The 17,173-nt window shown below is 57.0% G+C and carries 18 protein-coding genes; 11 read left to right on the top strand and 7 right to left on the bottom strand.

Annotated features, from left to right (window positions below; translation table 11 throughout):
* Positions 1–100: 100 nt before the first annotated feature.
* Genes BUA39_RS11800 through BUA39_RS11790 form a run of 3 tightly spaced genes read left to right on the top strand, consistent with a single transcriptional unit; the run spans position 101 to position 2,633 of the window.
* Positions 101–850, top strand: a complete 750-nt coding sequence (locus BUA39_RS11800) for an SDR family oxidoreductase (protein WP_072793414.1) — start codon at positions 101–103, stop codon at positions 848–850.
* On the top strand, positions 847–1,458 hold the full coding sequence (locus BUA39_RS11795; RefSeq protein WP_072793413.1) for an enoyl-CoA hydratase/isomerase family protein: 612 nt from the start codon (positions 847–849) through the stop codon (positions 1,456–1,458). The genes BUA39_RS11800 and BUA39_RS11795 overlap by 4 nt, the downstream gene beginning before the upstream one ends.
* Positions 1,455–2,633, top strand: a complete 1,179-nt coding sequence (locus BUA39_RS11790; RefSeq protein WP_278246311.1) for a TIGR03862 family flavoprotein — start codon at positions 1,455–1,457, stop codon at positions 2,631–2,633. The genes BUA39_RS11795 and BUA39_RS11790 overlap by 4 nt, the downstream gene beginning before the upstream one ends.
* Here the strand turns inward: BUA39_RS11790 and holA are convergent.
* Genes holA through leuS form a run of 3 tightly spaced genes read right to left on the bottom strand, consistent with a single transcriptional unit; the run spans position 2,630 to position 6,712 of the window.
* Positions 2,630–3,655 (bottom strand): DNA polymerase III subunit delta, encoded by a 1,026-nt coding sequence (gene holA, locus BUA39_RS11785; protein ID WP_072793411.1) that lies wholly within the window; start codon positions 3,653–3,655, stop codon positions 2,630–2,632. The genes BUA39_RS11790 and holA overlap by 4 nt on opposite strands.
* A complete protein-coding gene (lptE, locus tag BUA39_RS11780; protein ID WP_072793410.1) occupies positions 3,652–4,161 on the bottom strand; it encodes an LPS assembly lipoprotein LptE in 510 nt (169 codons plus the stop codon). The genes holA and lptE overlap by 4 nt, the downstream gene beginning before the upstream one ends.
* Positions 4,148–6,712: a leucine--tRNA ligase gene (gene leuS, locus BUA39_RS11775; protein ID WP_072793520.1), complete on the bottom strand. Its 2,565-nt coding sequence runs from the start codon at positions 6,710–6,712 to the stop codon at positions 4,148–4,150. The genes lptE and leuS overlap by 14 nt, the downstream gene beginning before the upstream one ends.
* A gap of 169 nt (positions 6,713–6,881) precedes the next feature.
* Between leuS and BUA39_RS11770 the strand changes: the two genes are divergently transcribed.
* Positions 6,882–8,141, top strand: a complete 1,260-nt coding sequence (locus BUA39_RS11770) for a glycosyltransferase family 4 protein (protein ID WP_072793409.1) — start codon at positions 6,882–6,884, stop codon at positions 8,139–8,141.
* 24 nt (positions 8,142–8,165) lie between these two features.
* Here the strand turns inward: BUA39_RS11770 and BUA39_RS11765 are convergent, their stop codons facing one another.
* Positions 8,166–8,669, bottom strand: a complete 504-nt coding sequence (locus BUA39_RS11765) for a DUF3576 domain-containing protein (protein WP_072793408.1) — start codon at positions 8,667–8,669, stop codon at positions 8,166–8,168.
* A 304-nt stretch (positions 8,670–8,973) separates the two neighbouring features.
* On the opposite strand from BUA39_RS11765, the gene BUA39_RS11760 reads away from it, so the two are divergent.
* Positions 8,974–9,786 carry a porin gene (locus BUA39_RS11760; protein ID WP_072793407.1) on the top strand — a complete coding sequence of 271 codons (813 nt, stop codon included), beginning with the start codon at positions 8,974–8,976 and terminating at the stop codon, positions 9,784–9,786.
* 121 nt (positions 9,787–9,907) lie between these two features.
* Positions 9,908–10,561 carry a YggS family pyridoxal phosphate-dependent enzyme gene (locus tag BUA39_RS11755; protein WP_072793406.1) on the top strand — a complete coding sequence of 218 codons (654 nt, stop codon included), beginning with the start codon at positions 9,908–9,910 and terminating at the stop codon, positions 10,559–10,561.
* Here BUA39_RS11755 and BUA39_RS11750 read toward each other — a convergent pair.
* Both BUA39_RS11750 and ribA read right to left on the bottom strand, forming a co-directional pair.
* Entirely contained in the window at positions 10,552–11,061 is a 510-nt protein-coding gene (locus BUA39_RS11750) for a L,D-transpeptidase family protein (RefSeq protein ID WP_072793405.1), read from the bottom strand. The genes BUA39_RS11755 and BUA39_RS11750 overlap by 10 nt on opposite strands.
* The gene (gene ribA, locus BUA39_RS11745; RefSeq protein ID WP_072793404.1) at positions 11,058–12,149 is read right to left on the bottom strand and encodes a GTP cyclohydrolase II; all 1,092 of its coding nucleotides are present in this window, start codon (positions 12,147–12,149) and stop codon (positions 11,058–11,060) included. Before ribA ends, BUA39_RS11750 begins: the two co-directional genes overlap by 4 nt.
* Positions 12,150–12,311: 162 nt before the next feature.
* On the opposite strand from ribA, the gene BUA39_RS11740 reads away from it, so the two are divergent.
* The 5 genes from BUA39_RS11740 (at position 12,312) to BUA39_RS11720 (ending at position 15,883) form a co-directional block, all read left to right on the top strand.
* Entirely contained in the window at positions 12,312–12,998 is a 687-nt protein-coding gene (locus BUA39_RS11740) for a response regulator transcription factor (protein ID WP_072793403.1), read from the top strand.
* A 256-nt stretch (positions 12,999–13,254) separates the two neighbouring features.
* Positions 13,255–14,043 carry an exodeoxyribonuclease III gene (locus BUA39_RS11735; RefSeq protein ID WP_072793402.1) on the top strand — a complete coding sequence of 263 codons (789 nt, stop codon included), beginning with the start codon at positions 13,255–13,257 and terminating at the stop codon, positions 14,041–14,043.
* 83 nt (positions 14,044–14,126) lie between these two features.
* Entirely contained in the window at positions 14,127–15,041 is a 915-nt protein-coding gene (gene trxA, locus BUA39_RS11730; RefSeq protein WP_072793401.1) for a thioredoxin, read from the top strand.
* Between the two features lie 27 nt (positions 15,042–15,068).
* Complete coding sequence (locus tag BUA39_RS11725; RefSeq protein WP_072793400.1) at positions 15,069–15,704, top strand: LON peptidase substrate-binding domain-containing protein; 636 nt, start codon at positions 15,069–15,071, stop codon at positions 15,702–15,704.
* Positions 15,701–15,883, top strand: a complete 183-nt coding sequence (locus tag BUA39_RS11720) for a Trm112 family protein (protein WP_072793399.1) — start codon at positions 15,701–15,703, stop codon at positions 15,881–15,883. Before BUA39_RS11725 ends, BUA39_RS11720 begins: the two co-directional genes overlap by 4 nt.
* 2 nt (positions 15,884–15,885) lie before the next feature.
* Here BUA39_RS11720 and BUA39_RS11715 read toward each other — a convergent pair whose 3' ends face one another.
* Positions 15,886–17,136, bottom strand: coding sequence for a UbiH/UbiF/VisC/COQ6 family ubiquinone biosynthesis hydroxylase (locus BUA39_RS11715; protein WP_110721848.1), 1,251 nt, complete (start codon positions 17,134–17,136; stop codon positions 15,886–15,888).
* Positions 17,137–17,173 lie beyond the last annotated feature (37 nt).

Genomic DNA, 17,173 nt, shown 5'->3' with positions numbered 1-17,173 from the left:
ATCTCGGGGTTGCGCCTCCGAGGGTCAAGGGGGCAGGGGCTGGACGATCAGATTTCTCGTGCTACGAAGGGGCGCAATTTGGGTCAGTCGGGGGTTTGTGATGGATTTGCAGGGAAAGACGGTGATGATCACGGGCGCAAGCCGTGGCATCGGGGCCGCCGCCGCGCGTGAATTTGCCAATGCTGGGGCGAATGTCGCACTGGTTGCGCGCAGCGATGCCGCCATACGCGATCTGGCGGATGAACTTGGGGCAAACGCCTTGGCGATTCCCTGCGATGTCAGCCAGTTTGCTGATCTTGCGACGGCGGTGCAGACCTGTGTCGAACACTTCGGCGGTTTGGACGTTTTGATCAACAATGCTGCCTTGCTTGAACCCATTGCCCATATGTCCGACGCCGACCCAGAGGCATGGAGCACGCTGATCGATGTCAACGTGAAAGGGGTGTTCAATGGCATGCGACTGGCGCTGCCGCAGATGATTGCGCAGGGCGCGGGGGCGATTTTGACAATCGGGTCTGGCGCAGCCCAAAAACCCTATGAGGGCTGGGGCGCCTATTGTGCTTCCAAGGCGGCGGCCCTGATGATGACCCGAACAGTTGATGCTGAGGCCGGTGCCAAGGGTATCCGTGCGATCAGCCTTTCGCCGGGCACCGTTGCGACGCAGATGCAGAAAGACATCAAGGCGAGTGGTATGAACCCCGTGTCAAAGCTTGATTGGGAAGACCACATCCCACCCGAGTGGGTCGCAAAGACGCTCCTGTGGATGTGCGGGCCAGCGGCCGACGCATGGTGTGGAGGCGAAGTTTCACTGCGCGATGAGGCGATCCGCAAGAAGGTGGGCTTGATTTGATCCGCGTTGAAACCCAATCTGACGGGCTTTGGATTGTGCGCCTTGATCGGGCGGACAAAGCCAATGCATTGACGTCAGACATGCTGACCGATCTCATCGCTGCGGTTGAACGTGCGCAAGATGCACGTGCCGTGATATTCACAGGAAGCGGGCGCGTCTTTAGTGCGGGTGCTGACCTGAAAGAAGTGAGCAAGGGATTGGCGACAAGTCCGCTTTGGGAGCAACTGTCTTCTGCCATTGCTGCATTGCCGGGACTTACGATTGCTGCGCTGAACGGAACGCTGGCAGGCGGCGCGAATGGGATGGCACTGGCCTGTGACATTCGTATTGCGGTGCCAGAAGCCAAGTTCTTTTACCCCGTGATGTCGCTTGGCTATCTGCCGCAACCCTCAGACCCAGTTCGAATGCGCGCCTTAATCGGCCCGGCCCGCACGAAGCTTTTGCTGATGGGCGGCCAGAAAATCTGTGCAGAAGAGGCGCTGTCGTTCGGGCTGATTGACCGCATTGTCCCCGCCGAAGGTCTTTTGGAAGCAGCGCGCCAGATCGCGCAGGACACTTTGGCGGCGGATCCATTGATTGCCAAAAAAATCAAAGCGATGTGCGAGTGAATAACGAAGCACCATCACCCAAAACAGCCCTGATCATCGGCGCGGGTCCGGCGGGGCTGATGGCGGCAGATGTTTTGTCCGCGCGCGGGCACAAGGTAGTGGTTGCTGAGTCAAAGCCGAGCGTGGCACGTAAACTGTTGATGGCGGGCAAGTCCGGTCTGAACCTGACCAAAGACGAGCCGCTTGATCAGTTTTTGGACTCCTATGGTGAGGCGCGTTCTGTCTTACAGCCGATCGTCTCTGCCTTCGGGCCACCCGAAGTTCAGGCCTGGGCCGAAAGTCTGGACCAAGAGGTCTTCACCGGATCGACAGGGCGCGTTTTTCCGAAAGCCATGAAAGCCTCACCTCTATTGCGCAATTGGCTTGGCAAACTGGCGCAGCAGGGTGTTGAGGTCAAAACCCGCCATCGTTGGGTTGGTATGAAAGACGGCTACGTCTTTGAAACGCCGGATGGGCGTTTGACTATGAAAGCGGACGCTGTAGTGCTGGCCTGCGGCGGATCCAGTTGGGCGCGCCTCGGGTCAGATGGCGCGTGGATGGACTTTGTTGATCTTCCGATAGCACCCATCAAACCCACAAATATGGGCTTTGACGTGGCATGGTCCACACATATGGAGAAATACTTCGGTACTCCTGTAAAAGGCGTACGCCTGATGGCGGGTCCGCAGGAGAGCCGTGGTGAGTTTGTAATCTCTAAGACCGGGATTGAAGGTGGCGGTGTCTATGAACTGTCTCGCTTTATCCGGGACGGAGAGACATTGCAGATCGACCTATTGCCGGACATGACGATTGAAAACATACGTAAACGTATGGAGATACCACGCGGCAAAGCCAGCCTATCAAATCACTTGCGCAAAACGCTTAAGCTTGATCCGGTCAAACAGGCGCTTTTGATGGAATTCGGGCGACCGCTGCCGAGTGATCTTGCGCCCATGCTTAAGGCGCTGCCCATTTCCCTACGCGGCCCGCGATCGCTGGATCAGGCGATTTCAACGGCGGGTGGTCTGCCTTTTGATGTGTTGGATGAAAACTTAATGGTTCGCACCCAACCCGGCGTTTTTGCAGCCGGAGAAATGCTTGATTGGGAAGCGCCGACAGGCGGATATCTGTTGACCGCCTGCCTTGCCACAGGGCGATGGGCAGGGTTGCGCGCAGCCGAATGGCTTTCCGCTTAACGCCGTGCGAGCATTGCAAGACGCAGCAAGGCGCGCTCGACCAATGCCATGGCGGGGGCGTTCTGACCGGCGCTGCGCAATTGCAAATCGGTGTCCGTTAGGATTGTGAGCGCCTGTTCCAATTTGGACGCACCCCAGCCGGAGGCTTGCCGAACCATACGGTCCCGTCTGGGGCCAAAGATGGGTGGGCGCATGCGAGATATGCCCTGTGCTGCGCCGCCGGGGTCGGCGGCGGCGGTATAAAGCGCACGGAAATGCCGCGTCGCACCAATACAAAGCCCAACGGGCTGCGTGCCCTGCGCCTGCAGCTTCGCCATCACAGGGCCAATTTCCTGCGCGCGTCCCTCGGCGACGATGTTCAACACATCATCCAGTGCGGCCTCTGTCGACGTGGGTGCACAGGCCACGACATCGGCAGACGTTGCCGGAGTGGCATCGCCATATTTATAGAGCGCGAGCTTTTCCAGGGTCTGGCGGAAGTCACCCGGATCGAGTTCTTTTGACAAGTTCGTCAGGTCCGTCATCGCCTCGCGGTCGATCTCATTCAGACCGGCCTTGGCCAATTCAGCCTCAATCTCTTCGCGGCTGGGCGGATCATTGTAGATGCCGACGGCATAGGCGTTGTTGTGCCCTTCAAACGCCTTGCGAATTTTGGAGGATGCTTTCAGTTGCCCTGCCGATACGATAATCTGCGCATCGCCGGGGGCCCAATCTTCCAAAGCCGCCAGAATCGCTGGGGAGGCGGTGTCGGTTGCGTCTTCGACAAAAGCGACACGGGGGCCGGGGAAGAAGGACACGGATTTGATGGCGTCCACCAATTGCGCGGGGTCCTTACGCAAGTCACCGCCGGGAATGCGCGTGAGGCGCATTTCTTCTTCGCCTTGCGGACCAATGAGCGCAGCAATGACTTCTTGGCGTTTTAGCGCCACACGCATGGCGTCCGGGCCATAGATCAGCAGCCCCGTGCGGTCCGGGTCCGGTTTGCCGAAATAGCGGCTGGCGTCGCGGGCACTTAGCTTCATCCGGGCAGCGTGTTTGCTTTGGCGATCAGTTCGGTTGTGATCCGGTCGGCCAAAATGATCATCAGGCGACGCCGCGCATCGCGGCGGGCTGCCAATTCCGAAACTGTTGAACCCGTGGTCGAATAGCCAGTGAAACTGTCCACCTTGCCCGACAGCAGCACTTCTTTGCTGGCCAGATCACGTAGCGCGTATGTCCCCTTGCCGATGACTTCCTTGCGGGTCGTTCTATTGTCCGATGTTAGGGCAACGCCCTCTTCGCGGATGTCCAAGGCGACCGACAGGCCAAAGCGCGCGTCATTCGCTGCGCCAAGGCGATGTTCGAGCTGGCGCACCAGCTCGAATTGGTCTTGGTTGCTGGGTTCATCCACCAGAATGGCATTGCGCAGCCGGGTGGCCGCGCTGTTTGGGCCATAGGCAGGCTCAAAGCCGCAGCCCGCCAACCCTAATCCAAAAGTTGGCAGGCCAGCGGCCAGCAATAGTACCGAACGGCGGTTAAATGACGACATTCACGATCCGACCGGGGACAACGATCAACTTTTTCGGCTGGGCCCCATCCAGCGCCTTCACCACAGCTTCGTGGGCCAGCGCCAGTTTTTCAACCTCTTCCTTCGGCATGTCCTTCGGAACGCTGATTTCCGCGCGGCGTTTGCCGTTGATCTGGATCGGCAGGGTCACGTTGGCCTCAATCAGCATTGCCTCATCAGCGACCGGCCAAGGCGCATCAACAATCAGGCCTTCGCCGCCCAGCATCTGCCAGATGTCTTCGGCGAGGTGTGGGGTCATCGGTGACATCAGCTGCGCGAGAACTTTGGCGGCTTCTTTCTTTGCTGCCGCGCCGGCCTTGGATTTCGCAAGCGTGTTGGTGAAGCCGTAAAGTTTCGCGATGGAGGCGTTAAAGCCAAAGCTTTCGACACCAAGCGTCACATCGCGGATCGCTTTGTTCATTTCGCGCAGCAAGTCCTCGTCGCCCTGACCGTCGCCCGTTGCTTCGCAAGCCTCAGCGGCAATTCGATAAACGCGGCTGAGGTGCTTGTGAGCCGCTTCAGCGCCAGAGGCTGTCCATTCTACATCGCGTTCGGGCGGGCTGTCAGACAGCACAAACCAGCGCGCCGTGTCCGCACCGTAGGACGAGATAATCGCCAGCGGGTCCACGACGTTGTTCTTGGACTTGGACATTTTCGCAGACGGGATCACGGTGATCTTTTCGCCAGTTTCCTTGACGAATGTGCCGCCATCGCGGTCTTCGACTTCACTTGGATAGTGATAGATCGCGCGGCCGTTGTCGTCTGTGCGCTCTGCGTTCTTAAAGATCGCGTGAGTTACCATGCCTTGGGTAAAGAGCGCGTCAAACGGCTCTTTCGATTTCTCTGGCAGATGACCGGTGATGTTCATCGCGCGGGCAAAGAAGCGCGAATAAAGCAGGTGCAGAATCGCATGCTCGATGCCGCCGATGTATTGGTCGACGTTCATCCAATATTCGGCGTCGGCTAGGTCGGTTGGCGTTTCAGCGCGCGGGGCGGTGAACCGTGCAAAATACCAAGAGCTATCGACGAATGTATCCATCGTGTCGGTTTCACGCTGAGCCGGCTTGCCACAGGACGGGCAGCTGCAGTCACGCCAAGACGGATGGCGGTCCAGCGGGTTGCCGGGGACAGAGAAATCGATCGCCTTGCCGTCTTCGTCATAAGGCAGTTCAACTGGAAGGTTTTCTTTCTTTTCAGGAACAACACCGCAGTCATCACAGTGCACAACCGGGATTGGGCAGCCCCAATAGCGCTGGCGACTTAAGCCCCAGTCGCGCAGGCGGAATTTCGTCACGCCTTCGCCCCAGCCGGCCTGTTCCGCAGCATCTACGGCGGCATTCACGGCCTCCTCGCCAGTGGTTTCGCCTTCGGCACTATAGCCTTTTATGTAGTTTACCTTGTCGGTCTTGCCCGGAACGTAGGCGCCCTCAACAGCATCGCCATTGGCTGGTTCAAAGACAGGAATGATTGGCAGGTCGTATTTGGTCGCGAACTCAAAGTCGCGATCATCATGCGCCGGGCACGCGAAAATCGCGCCGGTACCGTAGTCCATCAAGATGAAATTCGCGATCCAGACCGGTAGTTCCCAATTTGGATCCAGTGGGTGTTTCACACGAATGCCGGTGTCATAGCCCAGCTTCTCGCCGGTCTCGATGGCTTCTTCAGTGGTGCCACCTTTGCGGCACTCTGCAACAAAAGCCGCGACTTCTGGATTGTCCTTTTCCAACTGCTTAGCAATCGGGTGATCGGGTGAGATGCCCACAAATGACGCGCCCATCAAAGTGTCAGGGCGTGTTGTGTAGACATCAATCGGAGCTTCGCCGTCTGTACGTTCAAAGCCGAACTGCAGACCACGCGATTTGCCGATCCAGTTTTCCTGCATCAGCCGCACTTTGGCGGGCCAGTTCTCCAAACCGTCCAGCGCCGAAAGCAACTCATCGGACATATCAGAGATCTTAAAGAACCATTGGGTCAGTTCGCGGCGTTCTACTAAGGCGCCAGAACGCCAGCCGCGGCCGTTTTCAACTTGCTCGTTCGCCAAGACGGTCATATCGACCGGGTCCCAGTTCACCACGGCGTTCTTACGGTAAACGAGGCCCTTTTCGAGCATATCAAGGAACAGTGCTTGTTGCTGGCCATAATATTCCACGTCACAGGTTGCAAACATGCGCGACCAATCAAGCGACAGGCCAAGCGGCTTCATCTGCTCAACCATTGTGTCGATGTTGGAATAGGTCCAATCCTTGGGGTGACCGCCCGAGGCCATGGCTGCGTTTTCAGCCGGCATGCCAAACGCATCAAAACCCATTGGGTGCAGAACGTTGTGGCCGGTCGACATCTTATAGCGCGCGATCACATCGCCCATGGTGTAGTTGCGCACGTGCCCCATGTGCAGCTTGCCCGACGGGTAAGGGAACATCTCTAGCACGTAGTATTTCGGCTTGCTCTCATCGCGCACAGCTTTGAAGGTGCCCGCTTTGTCCCAGGCGGCTTGCCACTTTGCTTCGATCTCGGCGGGGGTGTAACGCGTCATGCGGGTGAACCCTTTTCTTTCTGTCTCTGGCCCCATCCCAAGGGCATGGTCGCGAAGGTGATAGGCCTCGCGGCGCGGTTGGTCCAGTGCATTAAGGAAAAAATGCGGTTTCGCGGATCGAATGGACGTGGCTATAACGAATGACAACTGATTTCAGGCACACGTCTCAATGAACATTCTTTTCATTCACCAGAATTTTCCCGGTCAATTTAAACACCTTGCGCCCGCATTGGTGGCGCAAGGGCACCAATGCGTTGCACTGACACTGCGCGTTCAGGAGCCGACGCAATGGCAGGGCGTCCAAGTCCTGCCTTATAAGATCCAGCGCAAACAGGGGGGCGGTATGCATCCCTGGCTTCAGGACCTCGACACCAAGGTCATCCGCGCCGAATCCTGCATGCTGGCGGCGCTTGACCTGAAGAAGCGCGGGTTTATGCCGGACGTGATTGTCGCGCACCCCGGTTGGGGAGAGGCCATGTTCCTCCGCGATGTTTGGCCGGACGCGCGGATCGGGCTTTATTATGAGCTCTATTATCAAGCCGAGGCCGGGGACATCGGGTTTGATCCGGAATTCCCAAATCCGGCCGGGCCGTTTGATCCGCTGCGGCTGCGGCTGAAGAACCTGAACAACGCGTTGCATTATCCATTGGGCGATCTGGGGATCAGCCCGACCCGCTATCAAGCCAGCACATTTCCGCAGAAATATCAGGATCGTATAGAAGTCATTCACGATGGCATTAATACAAAGCAAGCTGCGCCCAGTGCAGCGGCTTCGTTGAAGGTTTCTGACACCCTCACCCTGACCCGCGCCGATGAGGTGGTGAGTTTCGTGAACAGGAACCTCGAACCCTATCGCGGCTATCACGTCTTTATGCGGGCTTTGCCCCAGCTGCTGAAACAACGCCCGAACGCGCAAGTGGTGATTGTCGGTGGGGACGGCCATTCTTATGGTGCTGCCGCCCCAAAAGGAACGACGTGGAAGCAGATATTTATTGACGAAGTGCGCCCTCAGATTTCAGACGCTGACTGGGCGCGTGTGCATTTTGTTGGGAAGCTTCCGTATAATGAGTTCCTGTCTCTGCTGCAGCTAACCCGCGTGCATATCTATCTGACCTACCCCTTTGTTCTCTCTTGGTCGCTTTTGGAAACCATGAGCACCGGGGCCGCGATTGTTGCAAGCGACACCGCTCCCGTGCGGGAAGTCATTGCACATGATCAGACCGGCCGCTTAGTGGATTTCTTTGACCAAGAGGCTTTGGTGTCTGAGGTCTGCACCTTGTTGGAGGATGAAACTCTGCGGGATCGCCTTGGAGCCGCAGCGCGGGCGTTGATCAATGCAGACTATGATCTTGCGACAGTGTGCTTGCCGCGACAATTGGAGTGGATCGCGCAACTGGCAAAGAAAAAGCCCGGCGGAACCGAGCTTTGACACATTTATCGCTATCGGCTGGGATCAGAACCGACCGTCTCTGATCCGCAGCTGCCGCGCGCGGGCCAAGATCGCGTCTTCGACCGCACGCACAGTGCTATCTGACACAGCCGCGCCGCCACGCGTTTGCAACGCAACGTGCAACGACCGCGCATCCAGCGCCGGATCACGAACCAGAACTGTCGCCCGATAAGACCGACCGCCACCCGGAGGGGTGCCAAAGCCGGTGACAATCACGCCAGAGAAAGGATCAATCGATTCCACTGGCAAGAAATCCAGCACTTCCAGCGACGCCGCCCAGATGTACTTGTTCACCTTCACGGTGATGTCGCTGTTGTCTTTCTTAAAGATGTCCCAGATCGTCGTTTCGCGCTCTTGCACGGGAATCGCGCGATTGGTCGGATCAGCCGCAGAGCCACCCTGCCCATAGGAATCGGCATCGCCACCGCGCCGCAACCCGCCGCAAGAGACAAGCGCGCCGAGGGCAACGCCAAGAATCGTTAGTTTCGCAACGGATTTGAATGTCATAGTGCCGCCCAATCTGCCCGGTTCTGTACCGTCCTAGCCAAGCTGGTAAGGCAGAGCAAGGTTTTTTGCCGTTTCAAGGTGTCAGGTGCTAGATCGCTGTGCTGCCATAGAAATATCGGCAAATTGCAGCCGAAAGGTCCGGCGCATCCAGTGAAGTGTGACAAACATGCATCAACTATATTCCGCAATCACATCGCCTTGTTTGCGACGCTTGCAAAAGTACCCCGAAAAAAGCGAAACCCTCGTCATACCCTTTCCGGATTCCCCGGCTAGGGCAGAAATTTGAAAATCCGAGGGAAAAACTATGAAAAAAGTTCTCTTCGCTTCTACCGCGCTGGTTCTGTCCGCCGGTGTAGCAGCCGCAGACGTTGTCGTGACCGGCGAAGCAAACATGGGTCTGAAGTACGACGGTACAGACACAACAGTTCACAACGAAATCGACTTCAACATTGTCGGTTCCGGTGAAACTGACGGTGGCCTGACGTTCGGCGCTTCCGTTGATCTGGACGCATCCTCCGATGACTCCGTGAACACAACCGGTTCCGTAGCTGATCCAGAAGTATTCATCGCATACAATGGCCTGACACTGACTGTTGGTGACGTTGGTGAAGCAAACGACCGCGGCGGCCTGGCCGACCTGGGTTATGACGGCATCGGCATCGACAACGTCGCAGAAATCAACAACTACGGTTCCCATGACGTCCGCGTAGACTACGCGTTCGGCGACATCAAAGTTGCGGTTTCCATGGACTCTTCCATGAGCGACGAGTGGGCGATCGGTGCATCTGCTTCCTTCGACGCATTCTCCGTTGACGTTGGCTTCGGTGAAACCGGTGGCGCAAACGACACCAACATCACTCTGGGCTACTCTGCTGGCGCGTTCGGTGCGAAAATCTTCTTCGCAGACAACGACACCATCACTGGCCAAGGTGTTGAAGTTTCCTACACTTCCGGTGACGTAACTGTAACTGGTGTATACGCAGACAACGAAGGCGCAGCAGACGCAGCGTACGGCGTTGGTGTTGCATACGACCTGGGCGGCGCAACCCTCGCAGGTGGCATCGGCGAAGCAGGCGGCAACACTGTTGCAGACCTGGGTATCTCCTTCTCCTTCTAATTTTAGAAGCTGAAGATCCCAAATTAGGGCAGGTCCTCGGACCTGCCCTTTTCTTTTGCCCGCAGATGATGTTTTGTGCCGTTCAAACCGAAATGGCGATAACAACCGGCGGGCAAAGCAAATGTCTCTTTCCGAAATTCAAGCGCGCATTCTGAAAGCCGAAGAGGCCGCAGGTCGTGCGCCCGGCGTGACGCAGTTGATTGCGGTGTCTAAGGTGCAGCCCAACGAACGGGTTGAGGCGGTGCTGGACGAAGGGCATCGTTTGTTTGGTGAAAACAAAGTGCAGGAAGCAGCCGGAAAATGGCCTGCGTTTCAAGAGACCTACCCGGATGCCAAGGTGCACCTGCTGGGTCCGCTCCAGACCAACAAAGCGCGACAGGCGATGCAGTTGTTTGAAGCTATCCATTCTCTGGATCGGCCAAAGCTTGCCAATACCATCGCCCGGCTGGCGCAGGAACTGGGCCACTGCCCCGATCTGTTCATTCAGGTGAACACCGGTGAGGAAGAGCAAAAAGCGGGCGTTTTGCCTGCCGACGCGGATGCCTTTATCTCGGACTGCCGCGCGCTTGATCTGCCCATTGTGGGCCTGATGTGCATTCCGCCGGTAGACGAAGAACCCAGCCTGCATTTCGCGCTTATGCGCAAGATTGCAGAACGTAATGGCGTTGCGGGCCTATCCATGGGGATGAGTGGCGATTTTGAAAAGGCGGTTGCTTTGGGCGCGACGCATGTGCGGGTTGGCTCCGCAATTTTTGGCGCGCGCGATTACGGCTGATCCGCTAAGGCCTCGGGCACAATCAACGTAGCACCTTGCTCAACCCGCTCTGCAATCCAGCGGAGATGGCCGCGTCGAAGGGCAATGCAGCCTTCGGTCGGCCAGCCAGGACGACGCCATTGGTGCAGGAATATCGCCGATCCTTTGCCCGCAACGGAATCTGGCCAATTGTAGTCTGTTACTAATATCAGATCGTAAAGCGGATCTGCGCGCCGCAAGGCTTCGTGGCTGTGCGTATAGGGTTTGCGGACGTGATGATTATAGTCCCGGTGCCCGCTGGCATCTGACCAAAGGTCCGATAGCCCAATGGGTTCCGCCCATGGCTGTGGCTGAGAAATTCGATCCGGGCGATAGAAGATCCCAACGATCCGGTGTTGCCCGACCGGTGTTGCCCCATCCCCTTCGCGTTTGTCTGTTTTGATCCCGCCTTTGCCGACAACGCAGGGAAACCTATACCCAAGAAAACGCAGCCCGGTTGGGGTGACGGTCAGATCACTCAAAGCAGGTGCCCGGACTTAGAAGCTTTGGTCGCCAAGTAGTCGCTGTTATGGGCGTTCTCACCCACGCGCAGCGGCACACGTTCAGGAACGCTGATTCCTGTGCACTCCATCATCTTGATCTTGCGTGGATTGTTTGTGAGCAGGCGGACAGAGGAGAAGCCGAGCTTCTTCAGGATATTGGCACCAATCCTGAAGTCGCGTTCATCGTCTTCAAATCCGAGGCGGTGGTTGGCTTCGACCGTATCAAATCCCTGATCCTGCAGAGAATACGCCCGCATTTTGTTGGCAAGGCCAATGCCGCGGCCCTCTTGATTGAGGTAAAGCAAGATGCCTTCGCCCTCCGACCCCATCTGCGCCAACGCGGCGTTTAGCTGCGGGCCGCAATCGCATTTCAATGATCCCAGTACATCCCCGGTGAAACAGGCCGAATGCAGCCGCGCCAACACAGGCTTACTGCGATCCGGGCGACCGATTTCGATGACATAGTGCTCCTCTCCGCCGTCATCCGGGCGGAAAATATGCAGACGTCCGGCCTGTGCCGCGCGCATCGGGAGGCGCGCGTTGACGACGGGGTTCATTGGGCTAGAGGCCAAGAGATAGGGTTCGGCTAAGACCTTCGGAATCACCGTCAGCCCGTTTGCCAAGGCAAAGTTTGCCGGGTCATCAACGGGCAGCATGACAACAGACGGTAACAATTGCGCCGATTTGACCAGATTCAAAGCCATCAAATGTAACGATGCATCGCCGCCGCGTTGCGATTGGAAGGGGCCTTTGAAGGGCGTATTCAGGTCATCTGCCGGATCGGAAACGCAACGCACCCAGTCGGTTGTCGCGTCGCGGCTCATCCTGATGCGCGCGAGATCTGCGTCATAGGCACGGGCCTTTAAGGTCTCTGCGCGGCGGGCGGTCAAGACAAGCACTAGGTCGTTGGAAAGCGCCTGCGCAGCGGCAAGGCGTTGATCTGAAATGGTTTCTGAAGCCAGAACCATGAAAGCTTGCGCCTGATCCAGCACCAGAATGGGCACGCCCATGCGCAGGTCCGCGCGGGCGCGGGCCAGACGTTCTAAAATGTCAGGTGCAAAACTCATATGCGCCTCGTCCCGTTTCAGCCTGCTTGATGTAGCCTCTTTTGAAGCATTGTGAAACATTTCCACACGCATTTACACGACGGCGTGAATTTATTGCAGCATACCTTGAGAATGCGCCGCACCGGGCGCAAGTCTTTGGAAACAGAAACACGGAGACGCCCGATGGGACAGCTCAAGAGAATTTTGCTGGTTGATGACGATGACGATCTGCGCGAGGCGCTGTCGGAACAGTTGGTGATGACCGAAGACTTCGATGTGTTCGAAGCCGGGAATGGCAGTGAGGCGATGGCCCGCGCCAAGGAAGGTCTTTATGATCTGATCATCCTTGACGTCGGTCTGCCCGATACAGATGGGCGCGAACTCTGCCGTCTGATGCGTAAACAAGGCGTGAAAAGCCCGATCTTGATGCTGACTGGCCATGATACCGACGCAGACACCATCTTGGGTCTGGACGCTGGTGCGAATGACTACGTCTCTAAACCCTTCAAATTCCCCGTCCTTTTGGCCCGCATCCGCGCGCAGCTTCGCCAGCATGAGCAAAGCGAAGACGCCGTGTTTACCCTTGGGCCATACACGTTCAAACCGGCGATGAAGATGCTGGTGACGGAGGACGACAAGAAAATTCGCCTCACCGAAAAAGAAACCAATATCCTGAAGTACCTGTATCGCAGCACCGATGGCGTGGTCGCGCGGGATGTGCTGCTGCATGAGGTTTGGGGCTATAACGCTGGCGTCACGACCCACACGCTTGAAACCCACATCTACCGCCTGCGTCAAAAAATTGAGCCTGATCCCTCAAATGCGCGTCTGCTGGTGACAGAGAGCGGCGGATACCGTTTGGTGGCCTAACAACTATGGGATGAGTTTCTTCTGCAACAGGTCAGCGCAAAAATTATTGCCTGCGTTGACTTGGCAAGAGGACTCATGGCACCCATGTAGTATTAATATGAGACACCGCGCATATCCGGGTTAAGATATGTACCTCCCTGTTGGACTGGTCCGGACATGTTCCGGACCTCTTTTTTTGCACAACATTCGGATTGCGGTGGCGTGACGCCTTGGGTTTGTCTAGTTTGGCACAAACCGTGAACTTCTGGAGCCAGCAATGTCATTTTCACTCGCGACTTGGAATATCAACTCTGTCCGCCTGCGCGAGCCGATTGTGCTCAAGCTTCTGAGTGAGAACGCGCCTGATGTGCTCTGTCTGCAGGAATGCAAAAGTCCGGTTGAAAAAATCCCGATGGAGGGGTTTCGCGCGCTTGGCTACACACACATGGTTGCACGTGGTCAAAAGGGTTATAACGGTGTGGCGATCCTGTCCAAAATTCCGATGGTCGAGGCAGGGAGCGAGGATTTCGCTCAACTGGGCCACGCGCGGCACATCGCGGGCACTTTGGAAAACGGTGTGACAATCCACAACTTTTACGTGCCCGCTGGGGGCGACAAGCCGGACCGTGAGATCAATGAAAAGTTCGGACAGAAACTCGATTACCTCACAGACATGCGGGATTGGTTTCGCCAAGAAAAGCCGAAAAAATCGATACTGGTCGGGGACTTGAACATTGCGCCACGCGAAGATGACGTTTGGGATCACAAGAAGCTTTTGAAGATCGTTAGCCACACACCGATAGAGGTCGAGCATCTGGCGGAAACGCAAGACGCTGGTGATTGGGTCGATATTACGCGTCAGGATATACCCGAGGGTCTGCTTTATAGCTGGTGGAGTTATCGCGCACGCGATTGGGACGCTGCTGATAAGGGCCGTCGGTTGGATCATATCTGGGCCACATCAGATATTTCCAATGCGGGCCATTCCAGTGCGATCTTGCGCGATGCGCGGGGCTGGGAAAAGCCAAGCGATCACGCCCCGGTTCTTGCGACATTTGATCTCTGATCTCGGCAAACGCGCGGCACACCTTGGCAGCCGCACATTGAAGCGCCATATAGGGCCTGACGACTAATTGGGGAACAAAGACGATGTTGGAACTTGGACAAGGTGCCGCCGCACCCGCCGCTGATTTGATCAAAGACGTGTCCGAGGCGACGTTTATGCAAGACGTTGTCGAAGCCTCGCAAGAGGTGCCGGTGATTGTGGATTTCTGGGCCCCTTGGTGCGGCCCTTGCAAAACGCTTGGCCCGGCTCTGGAAGCTGCGGTGACCAAGGCCAAGGGTGCCGTGAGAATGGCCAAGGTGAATGTGGACGAAAACCAGATGATTGCCGGCCAGATGCGCGTGCAATCTATCCCCACGGTCTATGCCTTTTACAAAGGTCAGCCCGTTGATGGCTTTCAAGGTGCAGTTCCCCCAAGCGAAATCGACGCTTTTGTTGCCCGCGTGGTAGAGCAGGGCGGCGGTCAAGCTGATGGTGGCCTTGGCGAGGCGCTGGAAGCGGCTGAAGAAATGCTGGAGCAAGGCGCAGTGACCGATGCGGCGCAGACATTCGCGGCCATCTTAGGCGAGGACCCAAATAGTGCCGCAGCCTTTGCGGGGCTTGCCCGGTGTCATCTTGCGATGGATGACGTCGATCAAGCCGAAGCCGTGTTAAACGGCGCCCCGGCTGAGATTGCCGAAGCACCAGAAATCGAAGCCGTGCGCGCGCAGATCGAACTGGCGCGTCAAGCATCAGATGCGGGTCCGGTGGATGAGTTGCGTGCAGTGGTCGAGGCTGACGCAGACAATCACCAAGCGCGGTTTGATTTGGCCCAGGCGCTGCATGCAACCGGCGACGCCGAAGCTGCAGTCGAAGAACTTCTAGAGCTTTTCCGCCGGGATCGCGAATGGAACGATGGCGCTGCAAAGGCACAGCTTTTCACGATCTTTGAAGCGCTGAAACCGCAAGATCCGGTGGTGTTGAATGGGCGTCGTCGTCTAAGTTCTATGATATTTGCCTAATTGGCGCAGCGCGCTAAACTTTCAGGCATGTTCAAAGCCGCAGATTTGCCAGAGACCTTGCCAGTGTTCCCTTTGCCGGGCGCATTGCTGCTGCCGCGCGCTCGGCTGCCGCTGCATATATTTGAGCCGCGCTACCTCGCGATGTTGGATGATTGCCTGAAATCGCGCCACCGGCTGATCGGCATGGTGCAGCCCTTGCCCAACAGCGACAACACGCTGCATCGCATTGGCTGTGCCGGGCGCGTCACCCAGTTTTCAGAAACCGAGGATGGGCGCTATATGATCACGTTGGCGGGCGTCTCGCGCTTTCGGATTCTCAAAGAAGAAGCCGGGTTTCAAGCCTATCGTCGCTGTTTGGTGGATTGGCAGGATTATGACCGCGATCTAGGCATGCATGAGCATGACCCAGAATTTCAGCGCGCGAGCTTCCTGGGCTTATTGCAGAAATATTTTGATGCGCAGGCTCTGTCGACGGACTGGGACGCTATGAAAGAAGCGGATGACGAAATGCTGATCAATTCGCTTGCCATGTTGCTGGAACTGCAGGTTGAAGATAAGCAAGCCATGCTCGAAGCGAAATCGCTGGCTGAGCGACGCAAGATTTTGACGACACTGCTTGAGTTTGCATTGCTTGGCGGTGACACAGAGGACCGAATGCAATGAGTGATACGCCCGGTTTTGACCGAAAGATGCTCGAAGCGCTGATTTGCCCGCAAACACAGACGCTTCTGGAATATGACGCCGAAAAGCAGGTGCTGGTCTCTAAGGCAGCATCGCTGGCCTATCCCATTCGCAACGGCATCCCGATCATGCTGGTGTCAGAGGCAACGCCGCTAGAATAACGCTAGCGCATCAGGCTTGGCAAATCTCCGGTCAGGCCAGCAGCCTCTCTCATAAACTGCCGACGCGCCATGGGTAGGCGGTTGATCACGCCAAGCCCGATATCGCGACCCGCGCGCAGAATTGGATTGTCGTTAGAGAATATCCGGTTGCTGAGGTCCGTAGCGGCCACCATGGCCTGCACATCAAAACGGCGCCATTGTTGATACCGTTCAAGCACTTGCAGCGTAGCAAAGTCTTCTCCGCGCTGTCTTGCTTCTGTCAACACATCAACCATCGCCCCAACATCGCGGAGACCAGCGTTCAGGCCCTGTCCAGCGATTGGGTGCATGCCGTGTGCCGCATCACCTACGAGCGCTACGCGTTCTGACACAAACTCGTTCGCGACGGTCAGTCCCAGCGGATAAGTGAACCGTGCACCAGCCAGCGAAATCTCTCCTAGGAAGTCTCCGAACCGGGGGCGCAAGACGTCCATATAGTCGTCATCACTTAGCGCGTTGATGGCTTTGGCCATCTCATCCGTTTCCGTCCAGACAATGGAACTGCGATTGCCGGGCAAAGGCAGGATCGCAAGCGGTCCGGGCGGCATAAAAAACTGATGCGCCACGCCGTTGTGAGGCCGTTCATGTTCAATCGCGCAGACAAGCGCCGTTTGGCCGTATTCCCACCCGGTGCGTTTGATACCTGCGCGCTGCGCCACCCCGCTTTGACGCCCGTCGCAGCCGACCAGAAGCCGTGTATTCACTGCTTTGCCTGACGCCAAGCTAACGGTCACACCGTCAGCAAAGATGTCCTGCGCTATGACGCTGTCTTCGTTCAGTGTGGTGATATCGCTTTCTTCTTCAACCGCCGAAAGAAAGGCGCGGTACAAGAAGCGATCTTCGACCATAAAGCCCATGGGGCCTTCTTCCAGTTCGGCGTGGTCAAAGTGCAGAAAGAAAGGGGAGGGGCCCTCGCCAGCGCGGCCATCGCTGACTTTGATGTCCAGCATTGGTTGCGCGTCTTTCGCGACGTCATCCCAAACGCCGAGCGCATTCAACAGGCGCTTAGAGGCCAGTGCCAGCGCATAGCCCCGTCCGTCAAAATTGCTGTCGGCCCGCGCGCGTTTCGCCCGCGCATCCACCATGATGACAGAAAAGCCTTTTTGTGCGAGGCCGAGCGCCAAGGCCGGGCCATTCAGCCCGCCACCGGCAATGAGAATATCGCAGTCATAATCCATGCCCTTCAATATGTGCATGACTTCGGGATTGTCCATGCGCCTTGGGGCCGCTACCGTCCGCAAACAGTGAAGG

The organism is Cognatishimia maritima (genome assembly GCF_900129685.1).
Taxonomy (GTDB): Bacteria; Pseudomonadota; Alphaproteobacteria; order Rhodobacterales; family Rhodobacteraceae; genus Cognatishimia; species Cognatishimia maritima.
This window is presented reverse-complemented; position numbering and strand designations above follow the sequence as displayed.

Coding starts and splice junctions, on each gene's coding strand:
- BUA39_RS11800 (WP_072793414.1), top strand. CDS start 101: ATGGATTTGCAGGGAAAGACGGTGATGATCACGGGCGCAAGCCGTGGC.
- holA (WP_072793411.1), bottom strand. CDS start 3,655: ATGAAGCTAAGTGCCCGCGACGCCAGCCGCTATTTCGGCAAACCGGAC.
- lptE (WP_072793410.1), bottom strand. CDS start 4,161: ATGTCGTCATTTAACCGCCGTTCGGTACTATTGCTGGCCGCTGGCCTG.
- leuS (WP_072793520.1), bottom strand. CDS start 6,712: ATGACGCGTTACACCCCCGCCGAGATCGAAGCAAAGTGGCAAGCCGCC.
- BUA39_RS11770 (WP_072793409.1), top strand. CDS start 6,882: ATGAACATTCTTTTCATTCACCAGAATTTTCCCGGTCAATTTAAACAC.
- BUA39_RS11765 (WP_072793408.1), bottom strand. CDS start 8,669: ATGACATTCAAATCCGTTGCGAAACTAACGATTCTTGGCGTTGCCCTC.
- BUA39_RS11760 (WP_072793407.1), top strand. CDS start 8,974: ATGAAAAAAGTTCTCTTCGCTTCTACCGCGCTGGTTCTGTCCGCCGGT.
- BUA39_RS11755 (WP_072793406.1), top strand. CDS start 9,908: ATGTCTCTTTCCGAAATTCAAGCGCGCATTCTGAAAGCCGAAGAGGCC.
- ribA (WP_072793404.1), bottom strand. CDS start 12,149: ATGAGTTTTGCACCTGACATTTTAGAACGTCTGGCCCGCGCCCGCGCG.
- BUA39_RS11740 (WP_072793403.1), top strand. CDS start 12,312: ATGGGACAGCTCAAGAGAATTTTGCTGGTTGATGACGATGACGATCTG.
- BUA39_RS11735 (WP_072793402.1), top strand. CDS start 13,255: ATGTCATTTTCACTCGCGACTTGGAATATCAACTCTGTCCGCCTGCGC.
- trxA (WP_072793401.1), top strand. CDS start 14,127: ATGTTGGAACTTGGACAAGGTGCCGCCGCACCCGCCGCTGATTTGATC.
- BUA39_RS11725 (WP_072793400.1), top strand. CDS start 15,069: ATGTTCAAAGCCGCAGATTTGCCAGAGACCTTGCCAGTGTTCCCTTTG.
- BUA39_RS11720 (WP_072793399.1), top strand. CDS start 15,701: ATGAGTGATACGCCCGGTTTTGACCGAAAGATGCTCGAAGCGCTGATT.
- BUA39_RS11715 (WP_110721848.1), bottom strand. CDS start 17,136: ATGGACAATCCCGAAGTCATGCACATATTGAAGGGCATGGATTATGAC.